This is a genomic window from Pseudoxanthomonas sp. SE1, from assembly GCF_029542205.1.
Taxonomy (GTDB): domain Bacteria; phylum Pseudomonadota; class Gammaproteobacteria; order Xanthomonadales; family Xanthomonadaceae; genus Pseudoxanthomonas_A.
The window spans coordinates 3,940,598-3,956,380 of record NZ_CP113783.1 but is presented as its reverse complement, the minus strand read 5'-3'; the positions used below and the strand labels follow the sequence as shown (position 1 = coordinate 3,956,380).

16 protein-coding genes are annotated in these 15,783 nt (G+C 62.3%); 6 read left to right on the top strand and 10 right to left on the bottom strand.

The window, feature by feature from the left end; genetic code table 11:
* Nucleotides 1-50 precede the first annotated feature (50 nt).
* From OY559_RS18575 to msrB, 5 genes are all read right to left on the bottom strand, one after another.
* A complete protein-coding gene (locus OY559_RS18575) occupies nucleotides 51-350 on the bottom strand; it encodes a DUF4031 domain-containing protein (RefSeq protein ID WP_277727774.1) in 300 nt (99 codons plus the stop codon).
* Nucleotides 347-754 (bottom strand): DUF3037 domain-containing protein, encoded by a 408-nt coding sequence (locus tag OY559_RS18570; protein WP_277727773.1) that lies wholly within the window; start codon nucleotides 752-754, stop codon nucleotides 347-349. Before OY559_RS18570 ends, OY559_RS18575 begins: the two co-directional genes overlap by 4 nt.
* Nucleotides 741-1,514, bottom strand: coding sequence for a HipA family kinase (locus tag OY559_RS18565; RefSeq protein ID WP_277727772.1), 774 nt, complete (start codon nucleotides 1,512-1,514; stop codon nucleotides 741-743). Before OY559_RS18565 ends, OY559_RS18570 begins: the two co-directional genes overlap by 14 nt.
* Before the next feature lie 154 nt (nucleotides 1,515-1,668).
* Entirely contained in the window at nucleotides 1,669-2,724 is a 1,056-nt protein-coding gene (locus tag OY559_RS18560) for a CorA family divalent cation transporter (protein WP_277727771.1), read from the bottom strand.
* 88 nt (nucleotides 2,725-2,812) lie between these two features.
* Complete coding sequence (msrB, locus tag OY559_RS18555; RefSeq protein WP_277727770.1) at nucleotides 2,813-3,280, bottom strand: peptide-methionine (R)-S-oxide reductase MsrB; 468 nt, start codon at nucleotides 3,278-3,280, stop codon at nucleotides 2,813-2,815.
* A gap of 145 nt (nucleotides 3,281-3,425) precedes the next feature.
* Here msrB and OY559_RS18550 point away from each other — a divergent pair, with 145 nt between their 5' ends.
* Nucleotides 3,426-4,181, top strand: a complete 756-nt coding sequence (locus OY559_RS18550) for a hypothetical protein (protein ID WP_277727768.1) — start codon at nucleotides 3,426-3,428, stop codon at nucleotides 4,179-4,181.
* 54 nt (nucleotides 4,182-4,235) lie between these two features.
* On the opposite strand, the gene OY559_RS18545 is transcribed toward OY559_RS18550, so the two are convergent.
* Entirely contained in the window at nucleotides 4,236-4,808 is a 573-nt protein-coding gene (locus tag OY559_RS18545; RefSeq protein WP_277727767.1) for a DUF3016 domain-containing protein, read from the bottom strand.
* A 108-nt stretch (nucleotides 4,809-4,916) separates the two neighbouring features.
* Entirely contained in the window at nucleotides 4,917-5,825 is a 909-nt protein-coding gene (locus OY559_RS18540; RefSeq protein ID WP_277727766.1) for an AraC family transcriptional regulator, read from the bottom strand.
* Nucleotides 5,826-6,364: 539 nt separating this feature from the next.
* On the opposite strand from OY559_RS18540, the gene OY559_RS18535 reads away from it, so the two are divergent.
* From OY559_RS18535 to OY559_RS18520, 4 genes are all read left to right on the top strand, one after another.
* Nucleotides 6,365-7,933 carry an SEC-C metal-binding domain-containing protein gene (locus OY559_RS18535; RefSeq protein ID WP_277727765.1) on the top strand — a complete coding sequence of 523 codons (1,569 nt, stop codon included), beginning with the start codon at nucleotides 6,365-6,367 and terminating at the stop codon, nucleotides 7,931-7,933.
* Nucleotides 7,934-8,942: 1,009 nt separating this feature from the next.
* Nucleotides 8,943-10,030 (top strand): IS3 family transposase gene (locus OY559_RS18530; protein ID WP_277727764.1). Its coding sequence is split into 2 segments (ribosomal slippage): nucleotides 8,943-9,195 and nucleotides 9,195-10,030, totalling 1,089 coding nucleotides; the frame shifts between segments, so codons are not numbered across the junction.
* Between the two features lie 551 nt (nucleotides 10,031-10,581).
* On the top strand, nucleotides 10,582-11,274 hold the full coding sequence (locus tag OY559_RS18525; protein WP_277727763.1) for a hypothetical protein: 693 nt from the start codon (nucleotides 10,582-10,584) through the stop codon (nucleotides 11,272-11,274).
* Nucleotides 11,275-11,357: 83 nt separating this feature from the next.
* Nucleotides 11,358-12,518, top strand: coding sequence for an IS30 family transposase (locus OY559_RS18520; RefSeq protein WP_277727762.1), 1,161 nt, complete (start codon nucleotides 11,358-11,360; stop codon nucleotides 12,516-12,518).
* A 57-nt stretch (nucleotides 12,519-12,575) separates the two neighbouring features.
* Here OY559_RS18520 and OY559_RS18515 read toward each other — a convergent pair whose 3' ends face one another.
* Together OY559_RS18515 and OY559_RS18510 are read right to left on the bottom strand one after the other, a co-directional pair.
* Nucleotides 12,576-12,782, bottom strand: a complete 207-nt coding sequence (locus OY559_RS18515) for a twin transmembrane helix small protein (RefSeq protein WP_277727761.1) — start codon at nucleotides 12,780-12,782, stop codon at nucleotides 12,576-12,578.
* A 33-nt stretch (nucleotides 12,783-12,815) separates the two neighbouring features.
* Entirely contained in the window at nucleotides 12,816-13,142 is a 327-nt protein-coding gene (locus OY559_RS18510) for a hypothetical protein (RefSeq protein WP_277727760.1), read from the bottom strand.
* Between the two features lie 156 nt (nucleotides 13,143-13,298).
* Between OY559_RS18510 and OY559_RS18505 the strand changes: the two genes are divergently transcribed.
* The gene (locus OY559_RS18505; RefSeq protein ID WP_277727759.1) at nucleotides 13,299-14,702 is read left to right on the top strand and encodes an aminotransferase-like domain-containing protein; all 1,404 of its coding nucleotides are present in this window, start codon (nucleotides 13,299-13,301) and stop codon (nucleotides 14,700-14,702) included.
* Nucleotides 14,703-14,728: 26 nt separating this feature from the next.
* Here the strand turns inward: OY559_RS18505 and OY559_RS18500 are convergent, their stop codons facing one another.
* A complete protein-coding gene (locus tag OY559_RS18500; RefSeq protein WP_277727758.1) occupies nucleotides 14,729-15,652 on the bottom strand; it encodes a LysR family transcriptional regulator in 924 nt (307 codons plus the stop codon).
* Nucleotides 15,653-15,783 lie beyond the last annotated feature (131 nt).

Below are 15,783 nucleotides of genomic sequence, written 5' to 3'. Positions count from 1 at the left end.
CCTTCATGGCGTCGGCCCCAGCAGGGGTGCGGTCGGGGCTGAAGCCCCTCCTACAGGGAGCGTTCGCCGTCTGCCGCGCCGCTCCATTGCGAACGCGCGAGACGGATGATCGCGCGGACCTGTTCGCGGTCGCGGTGGCGGGAAATGGCAATGGCGCCGAGCCGCAATGCTTCTTGGCGCAGTTCTTCGGTCAGGTCGTAGTGCGCCCCGCTGCGCTTGTCCTGGAAGGCGCGGGGCGGCATACCCAACCGTTCCGCCATCGCATGCAGCTCTTCCAGCGTGTCGGCCATCATGTGTGCCCAGCGACGGCCGCGCCACAGGGTGACGGCGTCATCCACGTAGACGCTCATCGCGGCGCAGTTGCTTTCGGTGGCCGCACCATGCGATCCATCAGGTGCTCCAGCGTTGCGGGAAGATCGCCGCAACGGCCCATGTGCACGGACGAGGTCTGGATGATCGAACTCCGCTTCGCCGTGAGCCAGTGGAAGCGGGCGCGCGGCGGCAGCAGCCCGATCGGCGCAGCCGCTTCGCCGCCGCGGCAGATGGCCGGGATGGTGTCCAGGTGGCGGCGCAGCGACTCGATGTCCAGCGTGGCGTCGAGGGCCTGCAGGCGGGCTTCGTCCAGTTCGATGCGCGCTTCCAGGAATCCCGCGCGTTCGCACGACAGGATGACGCCGACGTTGACGAACTCTTCGCGTTCCACGCGCGGTACCACGCGGATCACCGCATAGTCGTAGGTGTCATGCGCGCGCATGGATCGCCCCCTGCACGAACGCGTCCCGCTGTGTCAGGCGTCGGATCAGGTAGTCGGTGTAGGCCGCGCGCTGTGCCGGCGGATCGCCGAAGCTGTCCGGTCCCTGCAGCCAGGCGTCGGGGACCTCGGCAACGATTCCCGCCATCACGGCATCCGGCAGGTGCGCCGCCATGGCCGCATCGATGTCCGCCAGGCGCGAGGCCCAGCGCAGCAGCACGTGGTCGCGGATCAGCGGGAACGGCTTGCCGGCGCCGGACACGTCGCCGTCCCAGCCATGATGGAAGTACAGCGACGCCCCGTGGTCGATCAGGTACAGCCGCCGGTGCCACATCAGCAGGTTGGTGTTGCGTGCGGTGCGGTCCACGTTGCTGATGAAGGCATCGAACCACACGATCCGCGAGGCGAGGTCCGCATCCGGTTGTTCGGCCACGGGATCGAAATTCACCGCGCCGGGCAGGTAGTCCATGGCCAGGTTGAGCCCGGCGCTGGCCTTGATCAGGTCCTGTATTTCCGGGTCGCCTTCGGTGCGCGCCAGGTCGGCATCCAGTTCCATCAGTGCCAGGTCCGGCATCGGCAACTGCAGCGCTTTCGCCAGGCCGCCGGCGATCAGTTCGGCCACCAGCGCCTTGGGTCCCTGGCCGGCACCGCGGAACTTGAGCACATAAAGGCCGTCGTCGTCGGCCTCGACCACGGCCGGCATCGAGCCGCCTTCGCGCAGCGGGGTGACATAGCGGGTGGCGGTACGGAAAGGCAGCGTCATCAGGCCGCTAGGATACCCGTGCAGGAGGGGCTTCAGCCCCGACCGCAGAAACGTGGGCGCCGGTGAGCTCTGCCCATCGATGCGGCGCGTGCCGGACATGCTTCATCGTGTCGGGTGGCGTGCGTGTCGGGGCTTCGGGTCCTCCCGCGCGTGCTCAGGTCGACCGCGCCACGCCCATGCGCCGCAACATCAGATAGACCGCCACGCTGGAGGCCGCGCCCAGCAGCAGCGCGAACACCAGGCCATGCGTCCCGTGCGCGAACGGCAGACCGGGCAGGTTCATGCCGAAGATACCGGCCACCAGACTGGGCGGCAGCAGCAAGGCCGTGATCATCGAGAGCACGTAGAGATGGCGGTTGGTGCGTTCGGCCAGCTTCGCGGCCACTTCATCCTGCAGCAGGCGCGCGCGTTCCTGCAGCGTGCCTACATCGCCATCGAGGTCGTCGAAGCGCTGGTTGAGGCGCGAGACGGCGGGCAGAAGTTCGTGTTCGGCGTCGGCGGGGTGGCGCTGCTCGAACTGCTTGAGCACGCGCCGCATGGCGGTGAGCGGGCGGTGCAGGCGGACCGTCTGGTGGCGCAGCTGCGCCAGGTCGCGGCGTTCTTCGCCGATGCTGTCGGCCAGCACGCGGTCCTCGATCCGGTCCAGTCGCACGGAAAGGCTGTCGCTGCTGCGCTCCACCGTGTCGGCGAAATGGTCGGCGATCACTTCCAGCAAGCGCACCGGGGAACCGGCGCGCATGCCGCCCGCCATGCCGCGGCGTGCCGCCTCGACCGAGCGCAGTGCCTGCCGCCGTGCGGTGACGAGCAGGCCCGGCGTCGCGGCGAAGTGCAGCCAGCCGATGCCATCGTCGCCACGCAGCTGGCCCTCGACCGCGAGATCGACGCCTCGCTGGTGCACCCAGTCGACGAATACGCCGTGCGCGGCATCGTCTTCCAGTTGCAGGTTGACGTGGGTATCGGGCGACACCAATGCGGTGCGCGCGTCGTCCGGGATCGGCAGCATCGCGACCACCTGCGCGCTGCGTGCGTCGCTCAGGTCCAGGTGCAGCCAGTGCCAGCCATCCGCGAAGGCATCCAGCGCGTCGGGCCCGCACTTCGCCGCATTCAGTATCCGTGCCCGGCCTTCGGCATCGAAACGATAGAGCCAGAGTGCGGCGGGCAGTCCGGCAAAGGGCGACGCAGGCGCTTCGGGATCGGCGGGCAGCGGCATGTGTTGCACCCGTGCGGCAGCCGGGAGACGGTTGGGTGACGGTCAGGCTACCGCCGTCATGTGCCGGTCTTGTGACAGCAGCGGGCGGCTAGCCGGCGGGCTGCGCTTCCGCGCCACCACGCTGGAGCAGGTCGGGCAACGCTTCGCCATTGGGCGTGAACGCCAGCGAGGCCGAATTCAGGCAGTGGCGCTCGCCGGTCGGCGGCGGACCATCGGGAAACACGTGGCCCAGGTGGCTGTGGCAGCGCGCGCAGACGATCTCGGTACGGACCATGCCGTAGCTGCTGTCGCGGATACGGCCGACATGCGCTTCGTCCACGGGCTGGAAGAAGCTCGGCCAGCCGGTGCCGGAGTCGAACTTCGCGCTGGAGCGGAACAGCGGCAGCCCGCACAGCCGACAGGTGTAGACGCCGTCCTGCTTGTTGTCGAGGAAGACGCCGCAGAACGGCGCCTCCGTCCCATGGTTCAGCAGCACGCGGCGCTCCTCGTCGCTCAGGTCCGCTATCAGGCGCTCGCGTTGCGCGTCGGTGGGGGGCGACAGGTCGAAGGTCGTCATGATGGGCACTCCGCGGGAAGATGGCCCCGATATGGTGCCGCGATCGCCATGCTGCAAGCCTGGGTTACCATCCGGATCGGTTTCAGGGAGGTAGGCACGGATGCGCTTGTCTTGTTCACGGGCCGGGTGGGCGCTGCTGCTCCTGATGGCGGCGATACCTGCACTGGCGCAGCGAGTGCCGCCCGCCCCCGGCTGCCTCGATGCGCGCCAGATGTCCGAAGTGCGGCAGGCCTCGTCCCGCCAGCTTGCGGTGCAGGGACAGGATGGCCAGCGTTTCCGCATCACGCTGGACGGAGATTGCCCGGGTGCAGGCGAAGCGAGCGCCGTGCTGCTCGCCCACGAGGGCTGGGTCTGTGGTGCGGGTGACGAGTTCGTCCGCATTGGTGCTTCGGTCTGTGCCGTGGCCGGGGTGGAGCGGATCGATGCGCGTGCCTACGCCGCGATGGCACGCGAGGCGTCCATCCGGCGTGCGGACGACGAAGTTAAGACGCTGGAGACCGTGCAGGTGCGTGCACCGCAGCGCAAGGGTTTCGCGGGCTCGCCAAGTTTCTGTTTCAACCCGCGCTACCTGCGTGCATGGTCGGAGGACAGCAAGGGCATGCTGGTGGAACTCTCGCCACGCCGCTCCGGCGGTCATCGCTACTACCGCGTGGAGCTGGCGCAGACGTGTCCCGATCTGGATTCGGCGCCGGCCATCGTCTTCCGGTCCGGCGTGGGCATCGGCCTGATCTGCGGTAATCCCGGTGATCGCGTGATCGCCCAGGACAGCGGTGGTGGCAGCCTTTTCGATGCCGGGGATCCGGCGCTCGCGTTCGCCGATGATCCGCGGCGGTCGGCGCGCATGGGTATGCGCGTGCAATGCAATGTGGCAGCCGTGTACCCGCACGAACCGGAAGGCTGAAACCGAAAGGCCCCGCACCGGATCGATGCGGGGGCCACATGCGATGGTGCGGGGTCAGGGCGTGGAAGTGACGGCCTGGCCGTTCCGGAACTCCTTGCGCAGCCAATCGTCGATCAGGCGCTTCTCGTAGCGCAGGTTGTCGTTGTTGTTGAGATTGGGGCCCATCAGGAACCCATGATCGACCAGTTTGCGTTCGCCCTCAGCCACGACCTGGCCGTCTGCCCCTTTCAGGGTGAAGTTCAGCGTCATGCGCGGGGGGTAGAGGTCCTTCACGATGCGGATGTCGTCCATCCCGGGGCGCACCGTCGGCTCGTAACGGCCCGCACGGTCGATGTCGGTGATCACGATGTCCAGGGTCTGGCCGCGGGCAAGCTGTTGGCCGGCCTCATCGCGGAGGTACTTCGCCAGGTCGGTGACCCAGCTGCCGCGTTCGGCTTCCCAGCGGTTGCCGCTGTACTTGATTTCGCTGAACCCGGCGGGATCAGTCCAGCTCACGCTGACAGCGCCCCCTTCGGCCGGCAGGCTGCGCGGAATGTCGGGGTCGGTGACGTTCTTCTGGCGTGCCATGCCGGGCACGGCGGTCGCCAGCGCGACGATGGCGGTGAGCAACAGGGCAGGCGTCTTCATGGCCGTTCCTCGGTAGGTGTCACATTCGAGTGTGCGCCTGCTCTGCGGGCGCGGCAACGTCAGAGCCGGGTCTGCAAAGGCGGCGTTCAGCCCGTGTTTCCACGCCCGTCAGAGGTTGCGCAGGCGCTCCACATCGCGGACCGGCGGCGCGCCGAACATGCGGCTGTACTCGCGGCTGAACTGCGACGGGCTCTCATAGCCAACGCGATGGCCGGCGCTGGCGGCATCCATCACTTCGCTCAGCATCAGCCGACGCGCTTCCTGCAGGCGCAACTGCTTCTGGTACTGCAGCGGGCTCATCGCGGTGACGGCTTTGAAGTGGTGGTGCAGCGCCGAGGCGCTCATGTGCACCTCGCGGGCGATGTGGTCGATGCGCAGGGGCTTGGCGTAGTGCTGGCGCAGCCAGTGGATCGCCTTCGCCACGCGCTGGCCCTGGCTGTCGGCGATGCCGATGTGGCGCAGCATCGCGCCCTGCGGACTGCACAGCACGCGGTACAGGATCTCGCGTTCGACCAGCGGTGCGAGCAGCGGGATGTCGTGCGGCGTGTCGAGCAGCTTCACCAGGCGGATGGCCGCATCCAGCATCTCCATGCTGCTGGGCTGCAGGAACAGGCCGCGCGACGGTGGTGGAAGTGGCGTCTTCGCCGACTCGGCCTCGGTGACCATCTCGGCGATGGTGGCGGAGGACAGCTTCAGCACCAGGCACAGGTAGGGCGCCTCGGAGGAGGCTTCCGTCACCTGGCCGGTCACCGGCAGGTCGACCGAGGCCACCACGAAGCGGCTGGCGTCGTACTCGTAGACCTCGTCGGCCAGGATCGCGCGCTTGGCGCCCTGCACGATCAGGCATAGCGCGGCTTCCTGCACGCCGCGCATCGGCAGCGCCATCGGGGCGCTGAGCCGCGAGAAGTTGAGCGCCGGGATCGCGGTGGTGTGGAAGCCGTCCTGGCCGGTGGATCGTTCAATCAGCCCGGCCAGTTCGCGGACGCGGTCATCGAGCTCAGGGGCGGTATCGGGCATGGGAAGCGCCTGTGGGACATGCGGTGGGGATGAAAGCGAGTCTACGCAGCGCGCAGGGGGATGGAACGGGGCAAGGACGGCAGTCGCAGGATCAGGCAAGGATCGCGGAGGAACCGGATATCGACCCCGTGATGCCGGCGCCCAGACTGGTGAGCGAAAGGCCAAAGTCTGTAAGGAGCCCACCAACTATGGTGGCTGGAGGAACACAAACTATGGTGGTCCCCTCAACCGCGCCTAAGGCCTAGAAGTTAGTCCGAGCCGAACCCAGTTCGCCGGACGGCTCAGCTCAGGCCGGTAGATATCCGCTTCTGTTCGAAAGCAGGCGTCACCGGGGTCAAGCGGCGAGGGGGGGGGCGGGGGCTCGATCCGGCCTGCCGGCTCCGGCGAAGGACCGTCGCATTCGTAAAGCCTCCAACAGGGGGGCAAGCCCAAACTGCCGCGCCAGCTTTCGTGAGCTGCCCGCCGAAGCCTTGCAGGTCTAATACGTAACAATTCTCGGAAATTTGTGGTAACTCAGCGCCAAGGACGGAGGAAGTGAGATGTCGGAGATCGAGCAGAGAAGGATCGACCCTTGCTCTTGCGGCAGCGGCAAGCGGTACAAGCATTGTCACGGAGCCTTCCCGGCTCCCTGGAACGACATCCTGGAGAAGGGTTTCCAAGCTGGCAAAGCGCGGCACGATGCCGAACAAGCCCGCCGCCGACACCAGCAAGGTCACGGCAAGCCAATCATCAGCGCGAAGCTAGGTGACGTCCAATTTGTGGGCGTAGGGAACAGCGTGCGCTATGGGACCTGGAAAACCTTCGAGGACTTCCTTGATACGAACCTAAAGCTCGTCTTCGGAAAGCACTGGGCAGACAAAGAACTAGCCAAGCCCGAGAACGAACGTCATCCATTGTTCTCGTGGATCGCCGAGTATGCCCGCCAACTCGATCTGGCGCCTGCCGCTCCCTCAGGCATTAAGACCATGAAGTCCGTGGGTGCACATTCTGCCTACTTTGGGCTCGCCTACAACCTGTATCTATTGCAGCACAACTCGGAGCTGAAGAGGCGGCTTCTTCGGCGACTTCGCTTGAGGTCTGAATTCCATGGAGCGTATTACGAGACATGCGTTGCGGCTACCTGCATCCTCGCTGGTCTGAAGCTAGAGCTAGAAGATGAGGGCGACGCAAGCTCAACTCATTGTGAATTTTATGCCGTTGAGCCTGTTTCAGGCCGGAAATTTTGGGTGGAAGCTAAGTCTCGATCTCCAGGCAAAGATCACACGAATATTCGCGATCAACTTTACAAGGCGTTCAAGAAGAGTGCCGATGTGGAGCGGATCGTTTTTGTTGATCTCAATGTTCGTGATGAAACTTTAGATGAGACGGTGGCGGACGTTCTCACCTCAGCAGTGCGTGAGTGCGAACTAACGATGACGATTGACGGTCAGCCTACACCCAAGGCTTTCATCTTCGTGACAAATTTTCCAGCTCATCTGAATATTCAGGCGAAGCCACCCAGAAGAATGATTGTTCCCTTGGGCTTTAAGCGACCAGAGTTCGGAGTGGGAGTGGGCTACCGAACTGTAGAGGAAGCGTTCAAGGCAAAGCGGGCGCATGCACCTCTCTATCTATTGATGGATCGCTTCAAGGCTTACTCGATTCCCTCTACGTTTGACGGAGAGATTCCTCAATTCTCTTTTGGTACGGCTAAGAGACGTTGGGTGGTGGGCGAGGAATACACGGTCGGTGACACTGAGGGCCTATTCGTGTTGGAGTCGGGGATAGTTCTGCCGGAGAGCAAAGAAGCCGCCCTGGTTTTCAAGCATGGAGGTGACCTTGTCATACATAGGGACACTCTCTCGGACGCCGAATTAGAGGCATATAACGCCCATCCTGAAACGTTCTTTAGCATCCTCGACAGGAACGCGAGGAAAGAGCGACCCGAGACGCAGCTTGAATGGTTTGAGTTCGCTTACTCGACCTACAAGGACACGGCAAAGGAGCAGCTGCTGGAGTTCATGAAAGATGCGCCCAACATTGAAGAACTCAGAGAGCTGGACCAGGACGAGTTAGCAATCCGCTACTGCGGAGGATTCGCACGGGGCGCTTGCCCTGGTAGTCACTAGAAGAGCATCTGATGCTTCCTCAGGCTCTTCTAGGTGAACTACTACCTATAGACCTGGACGAAGAAATCTAGGTCAGAGTCTTTGTCTTGCGAGCTGTTGTCGCAGGGCATCGTCGTCAAGATCGTCGAGCCCGGTGGCGCGTTGGACACGAAGCTCTCCGAGCGGCTCGCGAGGGAGGCATCCGATGCCAGGCCGGCGCACGAGGACTGTGCACGCCGGGGAGCAGATCGTCTAGCGACTTGCGGGTTCAGCGCGCCGAGATCGGCCCTAGGGGGGGCGGCTTGCTGCACCCTAAGGGCTCATTCAATCCGGACGATACTCAGCTCCGATGCTCGACTCTGGCCGACGTCCGAAGTCCGACTAGGGTCGGGGATGTCCGCTTCCGACCCGAAGCGGACATCGGAACGGGCCAAGAACGGCTGTTTCGACGCCAGATAGGGAGATCTGAGGGCGCATTGGGGAGACGAATGGTGTCTGGGCTGCTGCCGACGACTTAGGAGAGTGCCGTGCAGGACAACAATAAACCGTACTACCTTGCTCATTTGGTTGACTGTGTCAATCGGATGCTTCGATTTCGAGACGTAAACAACTACCTTGCACACAACCGTGCCAACTCGGGAGCCAGCAGGCTCGATAAAGCCAACAATAGAATTATCGAAGGCAACATTGGCTGCTTGATCCTTTCCAGTGGGAACCATTCGCACGGAGTGGAATGGGTGGCGGCTAGTTTTAATATGAAAGACTATCTCAAAGAGGTTCTCGCTTCTGAGGGTAGTTACGTATTGATAGAGCCTCAAGGAAAGTGCATACGCTCCCACATCAAAGCCGGCGACGAAGCTTCGAGCTTCCCTCCCTTATTTCCTGCTTTGGAAGACGATAGAACGCATGACTCCGAATACCTACTGCTTAACTTCCTTGGAAACGCCATAGAACAAGGGAGGGTAATCCCCCCGCGGATTAGCTGACACCAGAAGTGGAATTTTCTCGTACGCTTTCCCGAGGAGGTTCCATGAAGAAGTCCCGATTCACCGACAGCCAGATCATTGCCGTGCTCAAGCAGGCCGAAGGCGGTACGCCCGTGCCTGAGCTGTGCCGCGAGCACGGCATCAGCTCGGCGACGTTCTACAAGTGGCGCAGCAAGTTCGGCGGCATGGAGGTGTCCATGGTCGCGCGGATGAAGGAGCTGGAGGAAGAGAACCGGCGCCTGAAGAAGATGTACGCCGACGCCCAGCTCAGCGCCGACCTGCTGAAGGAGGCGCTGTCAAAAAAATGGTGAGGCCATCTCAACGCCGGGAGATGGCCCGAACAACGGTCGAAGGCGGACGCACGAACATCCAGCACGCCTGCCGGACATTCGAGGTGAGTCAGACCTGCTACCGGTACCAGGCCAAGGCTTCGGACGAGAACGCCCGGATCGCGGACTGGCTGGTGCGATTGACGACGACGTATCGCGACTGGGGCTTCGGTCTTTGCTTCCTGTACCTGCGCAACGTGAAGGGCCTGGGCTGGAACCACAAGCGGGTGTACCGCATCTACCGGGAGTTGGAATTGAATCTGCGGATCAAGCCAAGGAAGCGACTTGTGCGCGAGAGGCCCGAGGCGCTGGCCGTGCCGGAGTCGATCAACCAGATCTGGTCGATGGACTTCATGCACGACCAGCTGGCCGATGGCCGCAGCTTCCGGTTGTTCAACGTCCTGGACGACTTCAATCGCGAGGGGCTGGCCATCGAGGTGGACTTGTCGCTGCCCTCTGCCCGGGTGATCCGATCGTTGGAACAGATCATCGAATGGCGTGGCAAGCCGCGTGTCATTCGCTGCGATAACGGACCTGAATACATCAGCGGGGCACTGCTGGCGTGGGCGGAACGCAACGGCATCCGGATCGAGCACATCCAGCCGGGCAAGCCACAGCAGAACGCCTACGTTGAACGTTACAACCGCACGGTCCGCTACGCCTGGCTGGCCCGTACCCTGTTCGACACCATCGAGCAGGTGCAGGACAAGGCCACGCGCTGGCTATGGACTTACAACCATGAGCGCCCGAACATGGCGCTCGGCGGCATCACACCAGCCATGAGGCTGGCGATGGCCGCATAGCTCCACTTTTGGCGACTGCTAAAAATGGGGGGATTACCGGAGGGTTCCGGATACTGGAAGACTTTCCCTAATAACCGAGAGGATTCCTTGCGAGAGTTGTTCTGCGGTCATGTGTGGGTTCTTGGCCAGGTTCAATCAAATCACCCTTGATGTCTTCTACTTGCACGACACACAAGACCGACAGCCGGAGGCCTTCCTCAACTCCTTGGATCAACACGATGTTCGGTTGATCAAGGTTGCGTTTCACACAGCTGTTGACCTGCTCGAGGTTCGTGAGAATCCGAGGGTCACAATCGGACCGAGGGCACGGGAGCAAATCAAGATGTTCGGCGGATCGCCCAACCAGATCCTGCAAGCTGTGAGGCCAAGCATTTAAGTGCCTGCGTGTTCGCCCGAGCCGACGGTTCTTAACGGTCGGCTTAGCTCAGCTGCTAGGGGTGAAGGGAGTGGCATCCGCTTCTGGCTGAATGCGGACATCGGGCTAAGCGCCTGAAAGACGGGATGCCAGTCTTCTGGACGGACCGGCACCAGGCATTCCATGGGAGATTCAGATGTTCTCAGACTCCTTCTTCGAAGCTTTAGGGGCTTGGCAGCGAGGATGGCGCGAAGACCAAGCAGAGCGCATCAAGCGCGCAAAGAATCTGCTGAGAGAAGCGGATAGCTTGCCTACGCAGTTTCGAACGGTCTCTGCGCCGTGCTTTAGAAAGCGATTTCTCTACATTGGCGACTTTTCTCGGTTGTTAGCACCTGATGGCTTCGTTCCCGATGGCATTGCAAGTTGGACGCTGGATGCGGATTTCGCAGATACATTTAAGGGGGTTGAGCGGGAGGGCGCGGTGACCGCTGCCATCTTTCGATGCGAGCCTGATATGGACGAAGTGGTCGTCAGCATTCCCGCGCTTTGGGCATCTGAGGAATTCCGGCGAGCGGCTGAGGACTATCGGGTCCGCAACGGCGTTGAGGCAGAGGCAATCTGGAAGATCGCGAGCCGTCAACACGAGGTGGTTCTCAATAGAAACGCGAGGTGCCTGGAAATCGTGGCCTTCTCTGGGAGAAGCAGCCCGTTCGAAGAGTTGTGCGCGGCAGCGGGCGTGCCGCCGGAAGACTACGATGCGGCCTGGAAGCTTTTGATCGATCTGGGAAAGCAGCCTGAAGCTCCGAGATATGTGCGCGCCGAGCAAGTTAGACGGATTCTTGAGCGAGTGCAGGCAAAAATTGAGTCACTCCAGGCTAACGTCCCGTGAGCCCCGGATGTCCGCCTTCGACCGCGGATTCATATGATCGACGCAACACACGGATAGCTGCATAGGGAGCAGGAGTGTTGCGGATGAAGCGCAGGAAGAGGACCTATTACACCGACACCCAGAAGGCACTGATGTGGGATCGCTGGCAGCAGGGCGAGTCGCTGCACCAGATCGCGTCCCTGTTTGACCGGCACCACAGCTCCGTCCGGAACATCCTGGCCGAGCACGGCGGCATTCGTCCGCCGATGAGGCGAAGATCTCCAAGGGCGCTGAGCCTGGCTGAGCGCGAGGAGATCTCCCGCGGCTTGGCGGCGGGACGATCGATCCGCATGATCGCTGCGTTACTCGAGCGGGCGCCATCCACGATCAGCCGCGAGATCGGTCGCAACGAAGGCGCTGAAGGCTACCGCGCCAGCCAGGCCGACCGGGCTGCTTGGGACCGGGCGCGGCGTCCCAAGCCCTGTAAGCTGGCGCTGCATCGAGCCTTGGCCGCTCGCGTGGCAGAGAAGATTCAGCGGCAGTGGTCGCCTGAGCAGGTGGCCGGCTGGCTCAAACGCACCTATCCCGATGATGCGAGCCGCCAGGTGTCCCACGAGACGATCTATCGCACGCTCTACATCCAGTCGCGCGGAGCCTTGAAACAGGAGCTGCTCGCGCACTTGAGGCGCACGCGGGCGATGCGTCGTTCACGACATGACACCCAGAAGACAGAGAACCACGGCCGGATTACCGACACCGTCTCGATCAGTGAGCGGGCGGCCAATGCCGAAGATCGGGCCGTGCCGGGGCACTGGGAAGGCGACCTGCTGTTCGGTGACCGGAACAGTCAGATCGCTACGCTGGTGGAGCGACAGACACGCTATCTGATGCTGGTGAAGGTGGCCGGCAAAGACACCGAAACCGTGGTCAACGCGCTGATCAAGAACGCACGCCGCTTGCCGAAGCAGCTCTACCGATCACTAACCTGGGATCGAGGCAAGGAAATGGCGGCGCACCGCCGCTTCACTTTGGCCACCGATATCCAGGTCTACTTCTGCGACCCGCACCATCCTTGGCAACGCGGCACGAACGAGAACACCAACGGCCTGCTACGGCAGTACTTCCCCAAGGGCATCAGTCTGGCGGATATCTCGCAGGCCAGACTGGATGCCGTGGCGCGTCAGCTCAACGAACGGCCACGCAAGACGCTCGGCTACGAAACACCGGCAGAGCGATATCGACAAACTGTTGCGTCGATCGGTTGAATCCAAGACCCATAGCAGACATCGGATCTTCGAATACCTGGCGCCAATCGCGAATGCCTAGGCCGGTATGCCATGGGGCTCAATGATTCCTGTAGCAATGCCAATACAGACGAGAAGGATAAGAAGCACTGAGAATGCCACTCGGCGTGTCAGTGCATGAACTGTTCGCTTTGAGTTTCCTTTGTCGGTAAGCATGTAGTACATGCCCGCGCCTAGGTTGTAGAGGATCAGGACAAAGAATCCGATGATGACGAGCGTTTTCATGGTGACCAAACAGAGTGATGAGGGTTAGGCGCCTCAGAACGCGGCTTGCGAGCGTGTACGTGCGAACCAGTAGGTTCGAATCGTGAACGCCGCTCCAAGGACGGCAAGGAAGACGCCATAAGAAAGCGCGGTAGCCAGAATCTGCTTCCACATCCGACCGTAGAAGGGATCGGCATGGATGAAAGACCAGTACACGCTGGCGAGAAAAGCGGCCAATGAGGCAGCAAGGGCAATGGCATCGAACACGCGTCTTGCCCGGCCGCGATGCGACTTGGGGAAGACCGCATAAACCCACCCTAGGATCAGCAGCCAAGGAAGGAACAGGATCAGGGTCAGGTTGAGTTCGACGGTGGGGTTCATGGCGCTTTGGGGGGTACGGATTGGTCCGGGTGCTAGTCTGTGGAAACCAGATCAGAACCGTCAGGCTCAGATTTTGTGAGAAAAACCAGATCAGATGAGTCAGCGCCTACGGCTTGGCAGCCCGCACCGGGCCGGACGCTGAAGCGCTATGAGGCGTTGGCACGGGACATAGCGTTTTCCATCCGCCAGGGGCTGCTTGCCCCCGGCGATCGTTTGCCCTCCGTGCGACGCGCCAGCGCCAGCCGCGACGTCAGCCCTGCTACGGTCTTCGAGGCGTACTACCTGCTGGAGTCACAGGGCTTGATCGAGTCGCGCCCGCGCTCGGGCTACTACGTCGCCCAGGCGCCGCGGCAGCACCCGATGGAGCCACAGCGCCACTCCTCCCCCGATGGACAGGCGCGCCCGGTCGAGATCAGCAGTCTGGTGTTCGACATCCTGCGATCGGTAGGTTCGCGCGATGTCGTGCCACTGGGATCGGCCTTTCCCAGTCCCTTGTTCTATCCGCTGCCGCGCCTCGGCAGGGCGCTCGCGCTGGTGGCCACTCACATGGACCCATGGAGCACGGTCGACGACCTGACGCCGGGCAACTTCGAGCTTCGTCGCCAGATCGCGCTGCGTTACATGCTCGGTGGGGCCACGGTAGATCCTGCCGGCATCGTGATCACCAATGGCGCGATGGAGGCGCTGAACCTGTGTCTCTCGGCCGTCTGCGCACCGGGCGATGCGGTCGTCGTCGAGTCGCCTTGCTTCTATGCGTGCCTACAAGCACTGGAACGTTTGGGCCTACATGCAATTGAAGTGGCCACCGATCCGCGTGAGGGAATCGACCTTCATGCGCTTGAGAAGGCGTTGGTCGAGCACAAACCCAAGGCGTGCTGGGTCATGACCAATCACCAGAATCCGCTCGGCAGCTCGATGGGCTCCGAGAAGAAGCAGGCGCTTGTTGAGCTACTGGCGCGGCACCAAGTGCCAATGATCGAGGATGACGTCTATCAGGAGCTCTACTTCGATACCCATCGGCCGGCCAACAGCAAGCGTTTCGACGATGAGGGATGGGTCATGCATTGCGGCTCCTTCTCTAAGTCTCTGGCGCCCGGGTATCGGGTGGGCTGGGTCGCAGCGGGTCGATTCGCCGAACAGGTGGCTCGCCAGAAGCTCACGGCCTCACTGGGTACCTCCATACCCGTGCAGCTGGCGATCGCCAAGTATCTGGAGCGAGGCAGCTATGAGCGCCACCTGCGCTCACTGCGCTCGACGCTGCAGTTACAGCGCGACGAGTACATCCAGGCAGTGGCTGAGTACTTCCCTGTCGGCACGCGCATTAGTCGCCCTGGCGGGGGCTACTTTCTCTGGATCGAGCTGCCTGAGCAGGTGGATGCCTTGGCGCTGGCTCGCCGCGCCGGCGTCGACGGAGTCAGCTTGGCGCCAGGTCCGATGTTCACCGCTGCAGGCGGATTCGATCACTTCATTCGCATCAACTTCGGACATCCGTTGTCAGCGGCGGTTCGATCAGCCCTTAAACGACTGGGTGAGTTGGCGAGTGCGAATGCTGTCAGGTGACGTTGCGTTGCATGAGGATCCTGGCGTTAGTAGGCATCGACGCGCCACTCCTTTTCCGCTTTTCCCACGACTTCAGCGATCCAATCCACGAAGGCGCGCACCGTAGGCGATAGGTGGCGATTCTTCGGGTAGAGGGCCGACAGGGGGACCATAGGCGCCGTGTAGTCTGGAAGGACCCTGAGCAGGCGTCCGCTACGGAGGTGGTCGAGCACCATGTAGCTGCCTGGCCGCACCAGGCCCAACCCCTGCAGCCCACTTACAACATAGGCATCGGTGTCGTTCACGATCAGGCGATCCCGCATTCTGATGCTACGGCTCTCGCCATCGACCACAAAGTTCCACTCCATAGATCGCGCCGTTCGGCTTGACAGGTATCCCACGGCGTAGTGATCGCAGAGGTCTTCCAGCGTGCTAGGCGTGCCATGAGTAGCGAGATACTCCGGTGAGGCGCATGTCACCCACTCGAAAGCACCAATACGCTTTGCGACCAGTGTTGGTGAATCTTCCGGCGTACCTGCGCGAATCGCGCAATCGACACCCTCCTGAATCAGCTCGACGGTGCGGTCGGCCGCAGTGAGGGTGAGCTCAACATCCGGGAAGCGCGACTGAAAATCCTTGATGCGAGGCAGCACCACCAAACGGGCAAGCGAGAGCGTCATGTCGACGCGCAGACGCCCGCGAGGCTGTCCGGCGCTTCCTGGGAATCCGGACTCCACTGCTTCCAGATCATCTAGAAGCCTTCTGCAATTGTCGTAGTAGAGCGTGCCATCGGGCGTCAGGCTGATATGGCGCGTCGTTCGCTGCAGCAGACGCACACCAAGAAATGCTTCGAGCTCCTTCACTGCGCGGGTGACCCGCGAGGGGGGCAAAGAGAGGCTATCTGCAGCGCGACTGAAGCTGTGCATTTCGACGACGCGAGTGAAGATCTGCATCGACTGGAAGCGATCCACAGGTCGTGTCCTCCGGCGGAATTTTGTTGCCTGAACAGCAATAAGACTTCAAAGCTTGTCCCGGCAGGGACATATATACCAGCACTTTCCGGGCTGGTCTCGCATCATTTATTCCATTTCAAGCAATAAAG

What these genes read in the sequence shown, in the direction of transcription:
- OY559_RS18515 (WP_277727761.1), bottom strand. Translation starts at nt 12,782, where the DNA reads ATGAAAACGCTCGTCATCATCGGATTCTTTGTCCTGATCCTCTACAAC.
- msrB (WP_277727770.1), bottom strand. Translation starts at nt 3,280, where the DNA reads ATGACGACCTTCGACCTGTCGCCCCCCACCGACGCGCAACGCGAGCGC.
- OY559_RS18550 (WP_277727768.1), top strand. Translation starts at nt 3,426, where the DNA reads ATGGCGGCGATACCTGCACTGGCGCAGCGAGTGCCGCCCGCCCCCGGC.
- OY559_RS18520 (WP_277727762.1), top strand. Translation starts at nt 11,358, where the DNA reads ATGAAGCGCAGGAAGAGGACCTATTACACCGACACCCAGAAGGCACTG.
- OY559_RS18575 (WP_277727774.1), bottom strand. Translation starts at nt 350, where the DNA reads ATGAGCGTCTACGTGGATGACGCCGTCACCCTGTGGCGCGGCCGTCGC.
- OY559_RS18535 (WP_277727765.1), top strand. Translation starts at nt 6,365, where the DNA reads ATGTCGGAGATCGAGCAGAGAAGGATCGACCCTTGCTCTTGCGGCAGC.
- OY559_RS18565 (WP_277727772.1), bottom strand. Translation starts at nt 1,514, where the DNA reads ATGACGCTGCCTTTCCGTACCGCCACCCGCTATGTCACCCCGCTGCGC.
- OY559_RS18545 (WP_277727767.1), bottom strand. Translation starts at nt 4,808, where the DNA reads ATGAAGACGCCTGCCCTGTTGCTCACCGCCATCGTCGCGCTGGCGACC.
- OY559_RS18570 (WP_277727773.1), bottom strand. Translation starts at nt 754, where the DNA reads ATGCGCGCGCATGACACCTACGACTATGCGGTGATCCGCGTGGTACCG.
- OY559_RS18560 (WP_277727771.1), bottom strand. Translation starts at nt 2,724, where the DNA reads ATGCCGCTGCCCGCCGATCCCGAAGCGCCTGCGTCGCCCTTTGCCGGA.
- OY559_RS18540 (WP_277727766.1), bottom strand. Translation starts at nt 5,825, where the DNA reads ATGCCCGATACCGCCCCTGAGCTCGATGACCGCGTCCGCGAACTGGCC.
- OY559_RS18525 (WP_277727763.1), top strand. Translation starts at nt 10,582, where the DNA reads ATGTTCTCAGACTCCTTCTTCGAAGCTTTAGGGGCTTGGCAGCGAGGA.
- OY559_RS18510 (WP_277727760.1), bottom strand. Translation starts at nt 13,142, where the DNA reads ATGAACCCCACCGTCGAACTCAACCTGACCCTGATCCTGTTCCTTCCT.